This window comes from Yokenella regensburgei, from assembly GCF_003634235.1.
Taxonomy (GTDB): domain Bacteria; phylum Pseudomonadota; class Gammaproteobacteria; order Enterobacterales; family Enterobacteriaceae; genus Yokenella; species Yokenella regensburgei.
Genome location: NZ_RBIZ01000006.1, coordinates 368,121 through 386,483 on the forward strand (window position 1 = coordinate 368,121; position 18,363 = coordinate 386,483).

Genomic DNA, 18,363 nt, shown 5'->3' on the forward strand with positions numbered 1-18,363 from the left:
GATTTACTCCTTCATCCCATCTTTAATGCCCTGCACCAGCGTGCGGGTGGTTACATTGAGCAGATCGATATAGGTTGGCACCGGGCCGTTTTCCGCACTCAGAGAATCGACGTACAGTACGCCGCCATAGTGGGCTCCGGTTTCACGCGCGACCTGGCGCGCGGGTTTGTCAGACACCGTACTTTCACTGAATACCGCAGGAATATGATATTTCCTGACCTTGTCGATAACCTGACGAACCTGCTGCGGCGTTCCCTGCTGATCGGCATTGATCGGCCACAGATAGAGCTCTTTCAGCCCCAGATCGCGTGCCAGGTATGAGAATGCCCCTTCGCTGGTCACCATCCAGCGCTTTTCCTGAGGGATCTGCGCAACCTGTTCACGCAGCGGTGCCAGCGTTTGCGTAATTTTTGCTTTATAGGCTGCAGCATTTTGGGCGTAGATATCAGCATGACTGGGGTCGTACTTCATCAGCGCATCGCGGATGTTATCGACATAGATCAGCGCGTTATCCGGCGACATCCACGCGTGTGGGTTGGGTTTACCGTCGTAAGGCCCTTCGGTAATCCCCATCGGCGTTACGCCGGTGGTGACAATCACTTCCGGAACACCGTTCAGGTGCTGATAGAATCGCTTGAACCACAGCTCAAGGTTCATGCCGTTTGCCAGAATCAGCTGTGCTCCCTGTGCGCGTTTGATGTCGCCTGGGGTCGGTTGATATTCGTGGATCTCTGCGCCCGGTTTGGTAATGGAAGTCACCTCCGCCGCATCTCCCGCCACATTTTTCGCCATATCAGCAATGACGGTAAACGTGGTGATGACTTTGAATTTCTCGGCAGCAAATGCTCCCGTCGTGGTCGCCGCTGTCAGTAGTGCGCTAAAAAATACCACCTTTATTGTTTTGATGATGTCCATCGCAGGTGTCTCCGTAGGTGATTAAATTAGAAACAGAATTAGCCGCTGCTATCTTATATAGCACAAGCTATGTCTAAATGAAAATAGTTCTTATTTAGTAATAAAAAATGTGTCGTTGTGCCTGACAGGAAAATGCTGTTGTCGTAATGGCAACTCGTTAGCGCTCAGGACTCGCTTTATCCTTAGCGCCAAATACTAAGAGGCTGGTTATGACACGTTTTCTGTTCTGCAGTTTTGCCCTGGTTTTGCTTTATCCATCCGGCATAGATATGTATCTGGTTGGCCTTCCACGTATCGCTTTGGATCTCGGCGCCAGTGAAGCTCAGCTCCATATCGCCTTCTCGGTCTACCTGGCGGGGATGGCAGCGGCAATGATCTTTGCCGGGCGCATCGCCGACAGCGCCGGGCGCCAGCCGGTGGCCATCGTCGGTGCGATTGTCTTTGTTATGGCCTCGGTGCTGTGCTCGCAGGCGCAGACCAGTACCCTGTTCCTCGCAGGACGTTTCTTACAGGGGGTTGGCGCAGGAAGCTGCTATGTTGTGGCGTTTGCGATTCTGCGCGATACGTTGAGCGAACAGCAACGTGCGAAAGTGCTGTCGCTGATTAATGGCATCACCTGTATTGTCCCGGTACTGGCACCGGTGATTGGTCATCTGATCATGCTGAAATTTCCGTGGCAGAGCCTGTTCTACATGATGGCGGGTATGGGGATGGTAGTGTGCCTGCTCTCTGCATTGGTGCTAAAAGAGACGCATCCGGGCACCCGGCAGAATACCAGCACAGATAACCGCAATACGCATGAGCCCCTGCTGCAGCGCTTTTTCCTGAGCCGCCTCGCCATCACGACGCTGAGCGTGACGGTGATCCTGACGTTCGTGAACGTCTCGCCGGTGTTATTGATGGAGGAGTTAGGGCTCGACCGTGGTCAGTACTCATCGGTGATGGCCTCAACGGCGCTGGTCAGCATGCTGGTCGCGTTCTCCACTCCGTTCGCCCTGAGCCTGTTCCGCCAGCGGACGCTAATGCTGACCGCGCAGGTGATGTTTGCCATTGCCGCCGTGGTACTCAGCGTCGCTTCATCGGTCACGGTTTCACTGATTGGCTTTGCCTGTATCTGCGCCGGTTTTTCGCTAGGATTTGGTGTCACCATGAGCCAGGCGCTGGCGCCGTTTGCGCTCCGCGCGGGAGTGGCAAGCTCGTTACTGGGGGTATCGCAGGTGTGCGGCTCTTCGCTGTGGATTTGGCTTGCGGCGGTACTCGGAATTAACGCGCTGAATATGCTGATCGGGATTCTGATTGGCTGTAGCATAATCTGTATTCTGCTGATTATGTTAGTGACCCCGGTCCCGGCGACGCCACGTTATGAAGAAATCCATCACCAGTCTCGATCTTAACCTCCTGCTCTGCCTGCAGCTGTTGATGCAGGAGCGCAGCGTCACTAAAACCGCCAAGCGGATGAACGTGACGCCTTCAGCGGTCAGCAAATCGCTCGCCAAACTGCGCGGGTGGTTTGATGACCCTCTATTTGTTAAGACGCCACTGGGACTGCTGCCAACCCCGCTTGCGGTAAGCATGGAACGGGATCTGGCGGAATGGATGCAGATTGCCAGCCAGATTGTGGATAAATCACAGCATGAAACCCCGAGCGGGCTGAAGTTTACGCTGGTGGCAGAATCCCCGCTTCTGATGATTGGCTTTAACGACCTGTCGCAGCAGATTTATCAGCGCTACCCGGAAGCGCAGATAAAAATCCGCAACTGGGATTACGATGCGGTGGATGCCATTATCCGTGGCGAGGTAGACATCGGATTCGCGGGGCGGGAAAGCCATCCGCGCTCACGCGAGCAGTTGACCCTGCTGCCCTGGTTTATCGATTTTGAAGTCCTGTTTACCGATCTCCCCTGCGTCTGGCTGCGAGAAGACCACCCAGCGCTACAGGAGCCATGGAGCCTCGACACCTTCCTCAAGTACCGGCATATCAGCATTTGCTGGGAGCAGAGCGACACCTGGGCGCTGGATGAAGTACTCAGAGAGATAGGGCGTGAACGGAATATCGCGCTGAGCCTGCCGGGATTTGAACAATCGATGTTTATGGCGGCCCAGCCGAATCACACCCTGCTTTCGACCGCACCACGCTATTGCCAGCAGTATAACCAGCAGCACAACCTCAGGCTGGTTTCTCTCCCTATCCCGATCGATCCTGCGCTGCAACAAAAACTGGCGGTACCGTTTACGTTACTCTGGCATAAGCGCAATAGCCATAATCCAAAAATTGTCTGGCTGAAAGAGACCCTCAGCAACCTGTATCGCAGCCGTTTTCCGACCTGCTGATAGCACAGACAACACCTAAAACTGTGATGAAACCAGCTATTGCGGCTAAGGATACGTAAAAGTCACGTGAGGAGGCTTTTCCGGGAGGTTTTTCCACATTAAAACCTACCCATTATCGGCGATACTATTTTGGTCACCGATAACCATTGTCCATTAATCAGGGAGAGAAAAATGGCCACGCACTTTGCACGAGGGATATTGAGCGACAGTCATCCGCTTTCGGTTCGGCTTCCCGCCGCTATACACCACGCCGCCCGGCAGCTGCCGGAGCATCGCAGAACCCGCTATCTGGCATCCAGAGCGCTACTCGCCGAGCTGATGTTTATGCTGTATGGCATCAGTGAATTGCCGGAAATCCGCTCTCAGGCGAACGGCAAACCGGCGTTTTCAGACCCGGAGCTACCGCGTTTTTCCATGGCCTATACCGGCAATATTGTCGGCGTCGCGCTCACCACCGAAGGGGATTGCGGCCTCGATATGGAGCTGCAACACAGTCTGGGCAGCGTTCATAGCCTGCATCCGCCTGAGCACTACCGCTTCTCAAGCAACGAAAATCTGTGGATTAACAACCAGAACGATCCGCACGAAGCGCGAGTTCAACTGGTCGCGTTGCGCCAGAGCGTGCTCAAGATGGCGGGGTACTTCGAGCAGGATTCACCCGGTCTGTTGCAGCTGCTGCCAGGCTCTGGTCGCCTGCGCGTCGCGAACGTCATGCAGGCAGAAGCTATCTGCGATGCCGAAGACGTGCTGGTATGGTCCGTAGCCGCAAGCCCGGCCATCGAAAAGCTACGGCTCTGGGAGTACGATGGTAAAAATGGCTGGAGCAGCCTGCCCGACATTCAGAGCCGGGCGAAAGAACCAGCCGCTCGCCTTATGCGATTCACCAGTTTACCGGCGGAAAAAGCCCTTATACTGAACTGACCGTCACGATGACAAAGGAGTAATCATGTCCGAAGCGTTGAACGTCGTTACATTACTGGGAAGCCTGCGCAAAGGCTCATTTAACGCAATGGTTGCCAGAACCTTGCCGAAAATCGCGCCAACAGGCATGGAGATAGCGCCGCTACCGTCTATTGGCGATATTCCACTGTACGATGCGGATATACAGCAGGAAGATGGCTTCCCGCAGAGCGTGGAAGCGCTGGCAGAACAGATTCGTCAGGCGGATGGTGTGGTCATTGTGACGCCGGAATATAACTACTCGGTGCCAGGCGGGCTGAAAAACGCCATCGACTGGCTGTCACGCTTACCGAATCAACCGCTGGCCGGCAAGCCAGTACTGATTCAGACCAGCTCAATGGGCGCTATTGGCGGCGCACGCTGCCAGTATCATCTGCGCCAGATTCTGGTGTTCCTTGATGCGATGGTGATGAATAAACCGGAGTTTATGGGCGGCGTTATTCAGAATAAGGTCGACCCGCAGACGGGTGAAGTGATTGATCAAAGTACGCTTGATCATCTGACCGGTCAGTTGACCGCATTCGGTGAGTATATTCAGCGGGTGAAAGCGTAATGACAGAGGTGAGTGCGCTCTGATGCCCTCACCTCATCCCTCTCCCACAGGGAGAGGGTGCAAACACTAAAACCTTTTAGTGAGCATCAATAAACGCAATCTTCAGTACGAACAGCAGCGCGACGATGATCACGCACGAGCTAAGATCGCGGAAACGACCGGTACCGATTTTCATCACGCAGTAAGAGATAAAGCCAAGAGCGATCCCTTCAGTGATAGAGAAGCTAAACGGCATCATCACTGCCGTAATGAACGCAGGAACCGCTTCGGTCAAATCATCCCACTTCACGCGCGACAGGCTTGAAGTCATCAGTACGCCCACATAAATCAGCGCACCCGCGGCTGCGTAAGGTGGCACCATGCCCGCCAGCGGTGACAGGAAAATCACCAGCAGGAACAGCAGACCCACGATCACCGCCGTCAGGCCAGTACGTCCGCCCACGGACACCCCGGAAGACGACTCGATATACGCGGTAACGGAAGACGTACCAATGAATGAACCGGCAACAGAAGAGATACTGTCCACGTACAGCGCCTGCTTCATACGCGGGAATTTGCCTTTATCATCGGCAAGGCCAGCTTTATCGGTGACACCAATCAGGGTACCGGAAGAGTCAAACAGGTTAACCAGCATGAAGGAAAAAATAATACCCGCGAGACCCAGATTCAGGGAACCCGCCAGGTCGACCTGGCCCACGACGCTAGTGACGCTCGGCGGCGCAGAAACGATACCGGTGTAGTGCACATCGCCCAGCAACCAGCCCAGCAGGGTAGTGACGATTATCGACACCAGCACCGCCGCGTGAATGTTACGCGAGGCAAGAATAGCAATGATGAAGAAGCCAAGAATACCGAGCAGGACGTTATGCGAGGTCAGGTGACCAATCGACACCAGCGTATCCTGGTTTGCGACGATAACACCGGCGTTCTTCAGGCCCATCATGCCGATAAACAGACCGATACCGCTGGTGATCCCCACGCGCAGGCTGACCGGGATATTCGCAATCATCCAGTAACGCACACGGAAAATGGTCAGCAGCAGCAGACCAACGGCGCCCCAGAAAATCGCGCCCATGCCAATTTGCCATGGCAAACCCATTGCACCAACGACCACAAAGGCGAAGAAAGCGTTCAGACCCATTGCCGGGGCCAGCGCAACCGGCAGGTTGGCAAACAGTCCCATCAGGATACTGCCGAGGGCGGCGATAAGGCAGGTCGTTACAAACACGGCGCTGGTGTCCATTCCCGCGGCGCCAAGAATTTGCGGGTTAACGAAAACGATGTAGACCATCGTCAGGAACGTTGTAAAACCGGCGATCACTTCCGTACGGGCAGAAGTCCCGTGTTCGCGCAGTTTAAACACGCGCTCAAGCAGTCCCCGACCGGAGGTCTGGGTTGTGTGTTGTTGACTCATCTTCTGGTTCCGAAGCATTGGAGGGAAAATTCGTCGCTATCCTACCGCAAAATGCGACAATAGGGGGGATAAAGCATCACTTTTTTCATCGAATTTGCTTATACGGCAACGATTGCGTCGCCGGTAATTACATTACGTAAACGTTAAACTTGCTATAACAGGAAACGGCATGTCCAACATTGAGGCGGTATTCTTCGACTGCGATGGCACGCTGGTCGACAGTGAAGTGATTTGTTCCCGTGCCTATGTCCATATGTTCGAACAAGTGGGCATCTCCCTTGAACTTGAGGAGATCTTTAAGCGCTTTAAGGGTGTGAAGCTCCACGAGATAATCGACACCATTGGCACAGAATATGGCGTAAGCCTGCAGCGCGACGAGCTTGAGACAGCGTATCGCGCTGAGGTTGCTCGCCTGTTTGACAGCGAACTGGAGGTCATCGCCGGGGCGAATGCGTTACTTAACGCGGTGACGGTACCTATGTGCGTGGTCTCTAACGGCCCGGTCAGTAAAATGCAGCATTCGCTGGGGAAAACCGGCATGTTGCATCATTTTCCGGAGAAATTGTTCAGCGGCTACGATATTCAGCGCTGGAAGCCGGACCCGGCCCTGATGTTCCACGCCGCCAAAGCGATGGATGTCAGAGCGGAAAACTGCATTCTGGTGGATGATTCCAGCGCGGGTGCGCAATCTGGCATTGATGCAGGGATGGAGGTGTTTTACTTCTGTGCCGATCCGCATAACAAACCGATCGACCATCCAAAAGTGACGACTTTCACCCGTCTGGCGGAATTACCGGCGTTGTGGAAAGCGCGCGGGTGGGATATTACACGCTGATATCGCGATTCTCCCCTCACCCCAAAGGGGCGAGGGGATCCGTATTACTCTTTCGGATCTTTACCCGCCAGCAGCTTATCCAGCTCATCGCCGCCCACGTGACGGAAATCTTGTCCCTTCACGAAGTAGAAGATGTATTCGCAGATATTCTGGCAGCGGTCTCCGATACGCTCGATGGAGCGCGCACAGAACAGTGCAGTCAACACGCTTGGAATGGTGCGGGAGTCTTCCATCATGTAGGTCATCAGCTGACGCACAATGCCTTCATACTCCTGGTCCACTTTTTTATCTTCACGGTAAATACGCACCGCTTCGTCGATATCCATACGCGCAAAAGCGTCCAGCACATCATGCAGCATTTGCACCGTATGGCGGCCCAGCGACTCCAGGCTAACCAGCAGCGGTTGATGCTGTTGGGAGAACTTCTCCAGCGCCGTGCGGCAGATTTTATCGGCCACGTCGCCAATACGTTCCAGCTCAGCGATAGTTTTGATAATCGCCATCACCAGACGCAGATCGCTGGCGGTCGGTTGACGTTTGGCGATGATGCGCACGCAGGCTTCATCGATCGCCACTTCCATCATGTTGACCTGCTTGTCACCGTCGATGACGCGCTTTGCCAGCTCCTGATCCTGATTGTGCATCGCGGTAATTGCATCAGTCAGCTGCTGTTCCACCAGCCCACCCATGGTCATGACCTGGGTACGGATATGCTCCAGCTCGGCGTTAAACTGGCCGGAAATATGTTTGTTGAGGTTAAGGTTGTCCATGGTTTCTCCACATGCACTAAGGCAAATCAACCGTAGCGGCCAGTAATATAATCTTCCGTCTGTTTCTTCGCGGGCTTGGTAAACAGATCGTCCGTATTGCTGAATTCAATCAGCTCGCCAAGATACATGAACGCGGTATGGTCTGAACAACGTGCCGCTTGCTGCATGTTGTGGGTTACGATAACCACGGTGTAATCCTGTTTCAGCTCGGTGATAAGCTCTTCGATACGACCGGTTGAGATCGGATCGAGCGCCGAGCAGGGTTCGTCGAGCAGGAGCACTTCCGGGCGAATTGCAATGCCGCGCGCAATGCACAGACGCTGCTGCTGACCACCGGACAGAGAGTACCCACTCTGGTGTAATTTATCTTTGGTTTCGTTCCATAATGCGGCCTTGGTCAAAGCCCACTGTACGCGCTCGTCCATATCCGCACGGGACAGCTTTTCGAACAGACGCACGCCAAAGGCGATGTTGTCGTAAATCGACATCGGGAACGGCGTTGGCTTCTGGAAGACCATCCCAACCTTGGCACGCAGCAGCGCGATATCCTGGGTATTGGTGAGAATATTGTCACCATCCAGCAGAATTTCGCCTTCAGCGCGCTGCTCCGGATAAAGCTCAAACATTTTGTTGAAGGTACGCAACAGCGTGGATTTACCGCAGCCAGACGGCCCGATAAACGCCGTGACCTGGTTTTTAGCGATATCCAGGTTGATGTTCTTCAGGGCATGGAATTTGCCGTAGTAGAAGTTCAGGTCGCGAACTGTAATCTTACCCGGGGCAGTATTAGCCATACTCATCTCAATCATTTCCTCATTCGGCGCCGCGCTAAGCCGCGCCGTAAAAATTAACCGTGTTTACTCTTGGCAAAAATGACGCGCGCCAGAATGTTCAGCAACAGGACGCAGAGGGTAATAATCAGCACCCCGGCCCAGGCCAGCTGCTGCCACTCAGCAAACGGGCTCATCGCAAATTTGAAGATGGTCACCGGCAGGTTGGCAATCGGCTGCATCATGTCGGTGCTCCAGAACTGGTTCGAGAGCGCGGTGAACAGCAGCGGAGCCGTTTCACCAGCAATACGCGCGACCGCCAACAGCACACCGGTCATGATCCCGGAGACGGAGGCTTTCAGCGTAATGGCGGAAATCATCTTCCATTTTGGCGTGCCCAGGGCATAAGCCGCTTCACGCAGGCTATCCGGCACCAGTTTCAGCATGTTTTCGGTGGTTCGAATCACAATCGGCACCTGCAGCAGCGCCAGCGCAATCACCCCCGCCCAGCCGGAGAAGTGCTCCATCTGCGCCACAACAATGGTGTAAACGAACAGGCCTACCACGATAGACGGTGCGGACAGCAGAATATCGTTGATGAAGCGGATGACTTCCGCAAGCCAGGATTTACGGCCATATTCCGCCAGATAGATACCCGCCATAATGCCGAGAGGGGTACCAATGACCGTTGACCAGAGGATCAGCAGCCCGCTACCCGCCAGGGCGTTCGCCAGACCACCGCCCGCGGTATTCGGCGGCGGCGTCATTTCGGTAAACAGCGCAAGCGACATACCGTCGATACCGCGCGTAACGGTAGAAAACAGGATCCACACCAGCCAGAACAAACCAAACACCATCGTCGCCATTGAGAGCGTCAGGGCGATGCGGTTTTTCATGCGGCGTTTCGCCTGCATTTTGCGGCGAGATTCCATCAATTCCGGGCTGGTTTGCATTTCGAGAGTCGCCATTAACGTGCCCCCTCGTTTTTCGCGAGGCGTTTAATCATCAGCTTGGAAATAGCCAGAACGATAAAGGTGATAACGAACAGGATGAGACCCAGTTCCATCAGCGCCGCCACGTGCAGACCAGATTCCGCTTCCGCAAACTCGTTCGCCAGGGCAGAGGTGATGCTGTTACCCGGCATGTACAGCGATGCGCTGTCGAGCTGGTAGGTGTTGCCGATGATAAAGGTCACCGCCATGGTTTCACCCAGCGCACGACCCAGGCCCAGCATCACGCCGCCGATCACCCCATTTTTGGTGAACGGCAGTACGATGCGCCAGATAACTTCCCAGGTGGTGCAGCCGATGCCATAGGCCGACTCTTTCATCATCACCGGAGTTTGTTCAAACACATCGCGCATAACCGCTGCGATGTAAGGAATAATCATGATAGCGAGGATAACCCCCGCGGCCAGCAGGCCGATACCAAATGCCGGGCCAGAGAACAGGGCGCCAACAAACGGAATGCTGGAGAGGATGTTGCCCACCGGCTCCTGGAAGTAGGTGGCAAACAGCGGTGCGAAGATAAACAGGCCCCACATGCCGTAAACGATACTCGGGATTGCCGCCAGCAGCTCAATCGCAATACCCAGCGGGCGCTTCAACCAGTTTGGCGCCAGCTCCGTCAGGAACAGGGCGATACCAAAACTCACCGGAACGGCGATCAGCAGCGCGATAAATGAGGTGACCAGCGTGCCGTAAATCGGCACCAGTGCACCATAGATATCGTTTGGAGCATCCCACTCTTTGGTCCACAGGAATGAGAAGCCAAACTTCTGAATGCTCGGCCAGGAGGAGAACATCAGGGAAACAATGATGCCACCCAGCATCAATAGCACAATCAGCGCAGCCAGTTTTACCAGCGCACTGAAAATCATGTCACCCTTTTTGCTTGGTGGGTTAAAAGCAGGCTTGCTTGCAGCCATAAATCACTCTTCTGTTAAACGCATTTACGAAGCTGGCGGGTAAGCACCAGGGCTACCCGCCATTTTCGTTAATTATTCCAATTAGTACAGTGCTTTACCGCTGCTGTCTTTTACGTTGGTCTTCCATGCAGCACGAACCTGCTCAACCACGCTCTCCGGCAGGGTAGCGTAATCCAGCGCGTTAGCTTCTTTCGCGCCGTTTTTGTACGCCCAGTCGAAGAATTTCAGCACTTCTGCGCCCTGCTCAGGTTTCTTCTGATCTTTGTGGACCAGGATGAAGGTGGTGGAGGTGATTGGCCACACGTCCGCCCCTTTCTGATTGGTCAGATCCTGTGCGAAGGACTTGCTCCAGTCAGCGCCTTTTGCCGCATTGGAGAAGCTCTCTTCGGTCGGGCTGACGTCAGCACCATCTGCAGATTTCAGTTTGGTATAAGTCAGGTTGTTCTGCTTGGCGTAAGCGTATTCAACATAGCCAATGGAGCCCGGCAGACGCTGTACGAAGGCGGCGATGCCGTCGTTGCCTTTGCCACCGAGACCGGTTGGCCAGTTAACGGTAGAGCCAGAACCAATTTTAGATTTCCACTCTTCGTTCACTTTCGCCAGGTAGCTGGTGAAAACGAAGGAAGTACCGGAACCGTCAGCACGACGAACCACGGCGATGTTCTGCGCAGGCAGTTTCTTGCCTGGGTTCAGCTTAGCAATCGCTTCGTCGTCCCACTTCTTGATTTTACCGAGGTAGATGTCACCCAGGGTTTTACCGTCGAGCACCAGCTCGCCGGATTTGAAGCCAGGCAGGTTTACCGCCAGTACCACACCACCGATAACGGTCGGGAACTGGAACAGACCTTCCTGAGAAAGTTTTTCGTCGCTCAGCGGCGCATCAGATGCCCCGAAGTCAACGGTGTTTGCTGTGATTTGCTTAACGCCACCGGAGGAACCGATACCCTGATAGTTAATTTTGTTACCCGTTTCTTTCTGGTAGGTATCCGCCCATTTGGCATACACCGGCGCAGGGAAGGTTGCACCTGCACCTGTCAGGCTTGCTGCTGCAAACGCAGAGAAAGCGCTCATCGATAAGGTCGCGGCGACAACAGTTGCGACAGTGGTACGCATGACTTTCATAATGTCTCCTGCAAGATGGGTATAAATCATTGTTAAGTGGCTACGATGAGCAAAATAGGACAAAGAGGTGACAGTTATATGTATGGTTTATGACAGTTTTATGACAAGCGAAATTTTTGTTAAAACAAAAAATAAAAACCCTTACTCATCAAATAAATAGCCATATTTATGACATTAAGTTTTCACTAAAATTTTATTTTTGTGACACCTCAAAGCGTAGCCAATGCTGATAGAAAGGCCACCCTTCGGTGGCCTTTATGAACGTGCTTACATCCCGCTGTAGACTTCTTTTCCCGCAAACATGGTCCAGAGCACCGGAGCATCCCGCAGCTTCTCAATACTCACTTTTTCAAGGTTTCTGTCGAACAGCACCATATCTGCACTTTTCCCTACGCTAAGAGATCCGGTCTCTTTGTCACGACCAATCACTTTTGCGGCGTTTAACGTATAGGCCTGCAGCATCGCGGCCCGGCTGATTTTTTCACTGTCAGGCGGTAGTTCCCCCTCTTCCCCCATTCGGGTCACCGCCGTATAGATAGCAAACAGCGGATTAGGGCTCGAAACAGGCCAGTCGCTGGCACCGGCAATCAGTGCGTGATGGCGGAACAAATCGCCCGCGGGATAGAGATGTTGTAGTAAGGGAGTCGGAACTTTCCCTTCCAGCAGCGTAGTGGTTGCACTGTCTTTTCCCGCCCACAGTAACTGCATCGACGCCGCGACGTTCAACTGCTGGAAACGGGGAAGGCTCTGCGGACTAACAATTTCCAGATGGGTGATACTGTGCATAACCTGGCTATCGCCATTTTGCTTTCTGGCACAGGCCACGGCATCCAGCGACTCCTCTACGGCACGATCGCCAATAGCGTGGAAATGGGCGATAAGTTTTGCCGCATCGGCTTTGGCCACCAGCGAGCAGAACTTCACTTTATCGAGCGAATTGTTACCACTGTAGCCGGGCCGGTTCAGATACGGCTGGCTTAGCTTCGCCGTCTGTGACGGGTACTCAATCACCCCATCCTGGAAAATTTTAATCCCGGACAGCGCGATGTTGGGGATACCGGCATATTTTGCGCGGAGAGCGACAACATCATCAATCACCGCCGGCGAGGCGTCGATATTGACCAGGGCTAACCCGGTCACATGCGCGGTGAGTTCCCCGCGTTTTGCAAGTTCACTGTAGGCCGGGAGCAGCCCTTCATCGCCGGGCCCGGGATGAGCATCAAAGGAGGGCGCCAGTGGCCGCAGATTGCTGAGCGGCTCCATCCAGGCGGTGATACCGTAGCGGTTCATCTCTTTTGCTCCCGCAACAATCGACTGGGCGATTTTTTCGTTGTCGACGGGCGGAATGGCGCTCAGAACCCGATCCCAGGCGCCTTCCGAAACAAAGCCGTTGAGTTTACCGTCGGCCGTAAACCCGACGTTCGCTTTAATACTGCTGTCAGCGGTGACGATAGTCTGCGGGGTCAGATTTGCTTTGCGCAGCATCGCCTGATTCACCCAGCCAGTGTGGGCATCAGAGCCCGCCAGAACCACTGGAACATCCTGATACTCAGGTGCATTAAAAACGCTGTTCAGCAGGGGAATATTGTCCCAATAATCCAGAGAGACATTGCTATAGAACTGAATGCCATGGAGATCGCGCCGAGGGTTACTTTCGTTTTTCGCTACAAAGGTTTTGATGGCCTGCGCCTCTTTCATCGCCGGCGGAAACTCGACGGTAATGGTCTGAAATCCACCGTCCGCGACGTGAGCATGGCTGTCGATAAATCCCGGCATCAGGAATTTACCTTGTAAATCGACTCGGCGGGCAGTGGCGCCCATTTGTTTAAGGACATCCTGATAGCGGCCAACGGCAACAATCTTGTCACCTTCAATTCCGATGGCCTCAGGATGCAGGTTCTCAGGATCGGCGGAATAGATGTGTCCGCCATAAAACAGCGTTTGCTGACTCCCCGCCTGAGCAATAGCCGAACTCGCAGCCAGTGTACATGCCAGAAAAATCATTGAGAATTTCATTAATAATTAACTCCGTTGCGTTGCGAATAAACCCATTATTTATTGTGGTAATTCGTCATTCTTCTGGCGTTAATTCAAAGGGATGCAAATGTCATAGACATAAAAATTGCAGGCTGCGTTGGTCTCGTTGTAATACTTTTCGTAGCAGGGCTTATCGCTTTTTATCATTCCCCGCGTCCGCATCCAGGCAAAAGCGAGCTCCCAGGTGTGGTCGACTTGCTCCTCGTGAGCCGCACACTGGCCAACAAGGTAGCTTCCGCCTGCAATGGTCTGCACAGCAATGTTTCTGGGCACCTGTTCACCCGGCGCAAGCTCAAAACCGACATCGGTACGGCAGCGCAATTCGGTCGTGACGTCCGGCGGATCCCAGTACACACAAAACGTTCCTGCGGGATGCGCGGGTGTCCTTTCCGGTAACGAGGCAAGCAGATCCCGGTGCGTTTGCTGGCAGGTTTCTTTGCCATAGGGGCCAAACCGGCGCATAAAGGCCACTCTCCGCGTCGGAAGCGAAACCACACTCACACCAAGCAAACCGGCGGTGCGGCGCTGCTCCTCGCTAATATCGCTCTGAGGATAGGTGCTTTTCTGACACGGAACGTGTCCTGCCTTGCTTTTTGTATCCGGACGATAGCGCAGACGAAACGCTCCCGGAGAAACGGAAAAATGCTGACGAAATGCCCGGGCAAAATTCTGTGAGCTGGAAAATCCACTCTGCAAAGCCAGACCGGTAATGTCGCTGTAAGGCGCATCAATCAAACGCATTGCGGCTTTCTCCATCCGCAGACGACGGGTAAATTCCGCAACGGTTTCACCAACCAGTGCTTTGAAAATTCGATGAAAATGAAAGCTGGAGAGCGCCACTTCCCGGGCAACATCTTCCAGAGTGGGATTGTGAGCCAGATGCTGACTGATGTAGTCCATGGCCCGGAACACCTGCTTACGGTAATCCTGAGCCATATTCAGCCTCTCAGGGTGATGAATTGACGACATAAAAAAATCCGGGATGCTGCAACAGCACTCCGGATTTTTACGATTAATGCTTGCGATGTGTTGCGCAGCGTCTTACTCGACGGTAACGGACTTCGCCAGGTTACGCGGCTGATCGACGTCGGTGCCTTTAATCAGCGCAACGTGATACGCCAGCAGCTGCAGCGGCACGGTGTAGAAGATAGGCGCAATAACCTCTTCCACATGCGGCATCTCGATGATGTGCATGTTGTCGCTGCTGTTGAAACCGGCATCCTGATCGGCGAAGACATACAGCACGCCGCCACGGGCGCGAACTTCTTCGATGTTGGATTTCAGTTTTTCCAGCAGTTCGTTGTTCGGTGCCACAACGATAACCGGCATATCGGCATCAATCAGCGCCAGCGGGCCGTGTTTCAGCTCACCTGCCGCATAGGCTTCGGCGTGAATGTAGGAGATCTCTTTAAGCTTCAGCGCACCTTCGAGCGCGATCGGGTACTGATCGCCGCGGCCGAGGAACAGCGCGTGGTGCTTGTCAGAGAAATCTTCTGCCAGGGCTTCAATGCGTTTGTCCTGAGACAGCATCTGCTCAATACGGCTCGGCAGCGCCTGCAGACCGTGAACGATGTCGTGCTCAATGGCGGCATCAGCCCCTTTCAGGCGCGCCAGTTTCGCCACCAGCATCAGCAGAACGGTCAGCTGTGTGGTAAACGCTTTGGTGGACGCCACGCCGATTTCGGTGCCGGCTTTGGTCATCAGCGCCAGGTCAGATTCACGTACCAGCGAAGAGCCAGGTACGTTGCAGATAGCGAGGGAACCGAGGTATCCCAGCTCCTTCGACAAACGCAGTGCCGCCAGCGTATCGGCCGTTTCGCCAGACTGAGACAGGGTAATCATCAGGCTGTTGCGACGTACCGCCGATTTGCGATAGCGGAACTCAGAAGCGATCTCCACATCACACGGCACACCGGCCAGTGCTTCAAACCAGTAGCGGGACACCATACCGGAGTTGTAGGAGGTGCCACAGGCAACAATCTGGATATGCTCAACCTGGGCGAGCATTTCATTGGCGTTAGCACCGAGCTCGCTCAAATCCACTTCACCATGGCTGATACGGCCGGTGAGCGTGTTTTTGATAGCGTTCGGCTGCTCGTAAATCTCTTTTTGCATGTAGTGGCGATAGATACCCTTATCACCAGCATCATATTGCAGGTTTGATTCGATATCCTGACGCTTAACTTCTGCACCCGATTTGTCGAAGATAGTCACGCTACGACGAGTCACTTCCGCAATATCACCCTCTTCAAGGAAGATGAAACGACGGGTTACCGGCAGCAGTGCCAGCTGATCGGAAGCAATGAAGTTTTCCCCCATGCCAAGACCGATAACCAGCGGGCTTCCTGAACGCGCAGCCAGCAGCGTGCTCGGATCGCGAGAATCCATCACGACTGTACCGTAAGCGCCACGCAGCTGGGGAATAGCACGCAACACTGCTTCACGCAGTGTACCGCCCTGCTCCAGCTCCCAGTGCACCAGGTGAGCAATCACTTCGGTGTCAGTTTCAGAGGCAAAAACGTAGCCACGAGACTGCAGCAGTTCGCGCAGCGGTTCGTGGTTTTCGATGATGCCGTTATGGACCACCACAATGTGGTCGGACACATGCGGATGCGCGTTACTTTCAGACGGTTCACCGTGGGTTGCCCAACGGGTGTGCGCGATACCGGTACCTCCGCGCAGCGGGTGTTCTTCCGCGGCCTGAGCCAGCATCTGCACTTTACCGAGACGACGCAGACGGGTCATATGACCTGCTTCATCAACCACCGCCAGACCGGCAGAGTCATAGCCACGGTATTCCAGACGACGTAACCCTTCGAGAAGGATTTCAGCAATATCACGCTGCGCAACTGCGCCAACAATTCCACACATAGTTTTAGATTCCGAATTTAGGCATTACGCCTGCGTTGTCGCTGACCTGTATTTGCCCTTTCCGGGCGCCCCGAGCCTTGTAGAGAGTGGGGTTATATTTATGAGTACTGCTGTTGGGGGGAGGATTATATTACCCTCTCACCCCGACCCTCACCCCAAAAGGGCGAGGGAGAAAACACTATCACTTCTTCTTCACCGGACGCTGCCAGCCCTGTTTATGCACCTGCGGCACGCGGCTAATCACCAGCTCGTTATCGGCAACATCACGGGTAACCGTGGTACCTGCAGCGATAGTGGCGCCATTACCTACGCTCACCGGAGCCACCAGCTGAGTATCGGAACCGACAAACACATCGTCACCGATGATAGTCTTGAACTTATTCGCACCATCGTAGTTACAGGTGATGGTACCTGCGCCGATATTAACGTTGTCGCCAATTTCCGCGTCACCGAGATAGCTCAGGTGACCCGCTTTGGAGCCTTTACCCAGACGCGCTTTTTTCATTTCGACAAAGTTGCCAACGTGAGCGCCTTCCTGCAGCAAAGATCCCGGACGCAGACGGGCAAACGGACCTATGGTACAAGCAGCTTCCAGGTGAGCGTCCTCAACCACTGAATACGGGCTAATTTCGCAGTCATCACCGATAACGCTGTTTTTAATCACGCAGCCAGTGCCGATCTTCACCCGGTTGCCGAGCGTCACGCTGCCTTCGATGATGACGTTAGTATCGATTTCTACATCGCGCCCGTGGTTCAGGGTACCGCGCAGATCGAAACGTGCCGGATCGCGCAACATAACGCCTGCCAGCAGCAGTTTATCCGCCTGTTCGCTCTGGTAGACACGCTCCAGACGAGCGAGCTGCAGACGGTTGTTAACGCCTTCCATTTCGCTCAGGTGGGTTGGATGCACGGTGGCAATCTCATGACCTTCTGCATATGCCATGGCAATGATGTCGGTGATGTAGAACTCGCCCTGAGCGTTGTTGTTGTTCAGCTTCGATAGCCAGCGCTTCATGTCTGCACCGTTGGCCACCAGGATACCGGTGTTAATTTCCTGAATTTTCAGCTGCTCTTCGCTGGCATCTTTCTGCTCAACAATACCCGTTACCTTGCCGTTTTCACGGGTAATACGGCCGTAGCCGGTAGGATTATCGAGTTTTACCGTCAGCAAACCGATCCCACCCTGCGGTTTCACCGCACACAGGCGCTTAAGGGTGTCGACAGATATCAGCGGTACATCGCCGTACAGCATCAGGATGTCTTCATCATCGCCAAAGAACGGTGCAGCCTGCTGCATCGCATGGCCAGTACCCAGCTGTTCGGCCTGCAACACCCAGTTCAGATTGTCGTTTTTCAGGGTCTGCTGCAGTAAATCACCGCCGTGACCGTACACCAGGTGCACCTGGGCGGCCCCTAAATCAGCAGCTGTATCAATAACATGCTGAACCATCGGTTTTCCCGCCAGGGTGTGAAGCACCTTGGGGAGTTCGGAATACATGCGGGTCCCTTTGCCTGCAGCAAGGATAACCACGCTCATCGCACTGTTTGACATACGCATCCTGACAGTAGTTTGAGTGGGAAGTAGAAACCTTTCGCGTTGAAAATTCTACATATTTTGCATCATGAAATGGGATGCAGAGAAAATGCACAACGCATGGGTTAAAAACCGGTTAATGACTCTATTTTCGGCCATCGTAAACGGTTTTGTCCCGAAAAATATCCCCTGAATCTGAATATTAGTGGCTATGCCGCTGCTTTTACGGTTTTTTTGTCACCTGAATAAAGCGCTAATAAACAAAAAGGCCGCCTGGTGGCGACCTTTTTCTATTCTGGCAATCAGAACTCAGAAGTTCATGTT

General features: G+C 53.9%; 16 protein-coding genes. 5 read left to right on the forward strand and 11 right to left on the reverse strand.

The window, feature by feature from the left end; translation table 11 throughout:
- Positions 1 to 3 precede the first annotated feature (3 nt).
- Positions 4 to 915 carry a metal ABC transporter substrate-binding protein gene (locus C7387_RS19775; RefSeq protein ID WP_120817323.1) on the reverse strand — a complete coding sequence of 304 codons (912 nt, stop codon included), beginning with the start codon at positions 913 to 915 and terminating at the stop codon, positions 4 to 6.
- A gap of 209 nt (positions 916 to 1,124) precedes the next feature.
- Here C7387_RS19775 and C7387_RS19780 point away from each other — a divergent pair, with 209 nt between their 5' ends.
- The 4 genes from C7387_RS19780 (at position 1,125) to C7387_RS19795 (ending at position 4,759) form a co-directional block, all read left to right on the forward strand.
- Entirely contained in the window at positions 1,125 to 2,309 is a 1,185-nt protein-coding gene (locus C7387_RS19780; protein WP_120817324.1) for an MFS transporter, read from the forward strand.
- Positions 2,278 to 3,246, forward strand: a complete 969-nt coding sequence (yidZ, locus tag C7387_RS19785; protein ID WP_120817325.1) for an HTH-type transcriptional regulator YidZ — start codon at positions 2,278 to 2,280, stop codon at positions 3,244 to 3,246. The genes C7387_RS19780 and yidZ overlap by 32 nt, the downstream gene beginning before the upstream one ends.
- Positions 3,247 to 3,417: 171 nt before the next feature.
- Complete coding sequence (locus C7387_RS19790; RefSeq protein ID WP_006817867.1) at positions 3,418 to 4,167, forward strand: 4'-phosphopantetheinyl transferase family protein; 750 nt, start codon at positions 3,418 to 3,420, stop codon at positions 4,165 to 4,167.
- A 25-nt stretch (positions 4,168 to 4,192) separates the two neighbouring features.
- A complete protein-coding gene (locus C7387_RS19795; protein WP_006817868.1) occupies positions 4,193 to 4,759 on the forward strand; it encodes an NADPH-dependent FMN reductase in 567 nt (188 codons plus the stop codon).
- A gap of 76 nt (positions 4,760 to 4,835) precedes the next feature.
- Here the strand turns inward: C7387_RS19795 and C7387_RS19800 are convergent, their stop codons facing one another.
- On the reverse strand, positions 4,836 to 6,173 hold the full coding sequence (locus C7387_RS19800) for an NCS2 family permease (RefSeq protein ID WP_120817326.1): 1,338 nt from the start codon (positions 6,171 to 6,173) through the stop codon (positions 4,836 to 4,838).
- 169 nt (positions 6,174 to 6,342) lie between these two features.
- Between C7387_RS19800 and yieH the strand changes: the two genes are divergently transcribed.
- Entirely contained in the window at positions 6,343 to 7,008 is a 666-nt protein-coding gene (yieH, locus tag C7387_RS19805) for a 6-phosphogluconate phosphatase (protein WP_006817870.1), read from the forward strand.
- 44 nt (positions 7,009 to 7,052) lie between these two features.
- Here the strand turns inward: yieH and phoU are convergent, their stop codons facing one another.
- From phoU to glmU, 9 genes are all read right to left on the reverse strand, one after another.
- Entirely contained in the window at positions 7,053 to 7,778 is a 726-nt protein-coding gene (phoU, locus tag C7387_RS19810; RefSeq protein WP_006817871.1) for a phosphate signaling complex protein PhoU, read from the reverse strand.
- A gap of 26 nt (positions 7,779 to 7,804) precedes the next feature.
- Positions 7,805 to 8,578 carry a phosphate ABC transporter ATP-binding protein PstB gene (gene pstB, locus C7387_RS19815; protein WP_038253811.1) on the reverse strand — a complete coding sequence of 258 codons (774 nt, stop codon included), beginning with the start codon at positions 8,576 to 8,578 and terminating at the stop codon, positions 7,805 to 7,807.
- A gap of 47 nt (positions 8,579 to 8,625) precedes the next feature.
- Positions 8,626 to 9,516, reverse strand: a complete 891-nt coding sequence (pstA, locus tag C7387_RS19820; RefSeq protein ID WP_006817873.1) for a phosphate ABC transporter permease PstA — start codon at positions 9,514 to 9,516, stop codon at positions 8,626 to 8,628.
- Positions 9,516 to 10,475, reverse strand: coding sequence for a phosphate ABC transporter permease PstC (pstC, locus tag C7387_RS19825; RefSeq protein ID WP_006817874.1), 960 nt, complete (start codon positions 10,473 to 10,475; stop codon positions 9,516 to 9,518). Before pstC ends, pstA begins: the two co-directional genes overlap by 1 nt.
- Positions 10,476 to 10,556: 81 nt before the next feature.
- Complete coding sequence (gene pstS, locus C7387_RS19830) at positions 10,557 to 11,597, reverse strand: phosphate ABC transporter substrate-binding protein PstS (RefSeq protein WP_038253503.1); 1,041 nt, start codon at positions 11,595 to 11,597, stop codon at positions 10,557 to 10,559.
- Positions 11,598 to 11,864: 267 nt separating this feature from the next.
- The gene (locus C7387_RS19835) at positions 11,865 to 13,613 is read right to left on the reverse strand and encodes an amidohydrolase (RefSeq protein WP_120817327.1); all 1,749 of its coding nucleotides are present in this window, start codon (positions 13,611 to 13,613) and stop codon (positions 11,865 to 11,867) included.
- 69 nt (positions 13,614 to 13,682) lie between these two features.
- The gene (locus tag C7387_RS19840) at positions 13,683 to 14,603 is read right to left on the reverse strand and encodes an AraC family transcriptional regulator (RefSeq protein WP_244922387.1); all 921 of its coding nucleotides are present in this window, start codon (positions 14,601 to 14,603) and stop codon (positions 13,683 to 13,685) included.
- A gap of 72 nt (positions 14,604 to 14,675) precedes the next feature.
- Entirely contained in the window at positions 14,676 to 16,505 is a 1,830-nt protein-coding gene (gene glmS / locus C7387_RS19845; RefSeq protein ID WP_120817329.1) for a glutamine--fructose-6-phosphate transaminase (isomerizing), read from the reverse strand.
- A 181-nt stretch (positions 16,506 to 16,686) separates the two neighbouring features.
- Entirely contained in the window at positions 16,687 to 18,057 is a 1,371-nt protein-coding gene (gene glmU, locus C7387_RS19850) for a bifunctional UDP-N-acetylglucosamine diphosphorylase/glucosamine-1-phosphate N-acetyltransferase GlmU (RefSeq protein WP_040903055.1), read from the reverse strand.
- Positions 18,058 to 18,363: the final 306 nt, after the last annotated feature.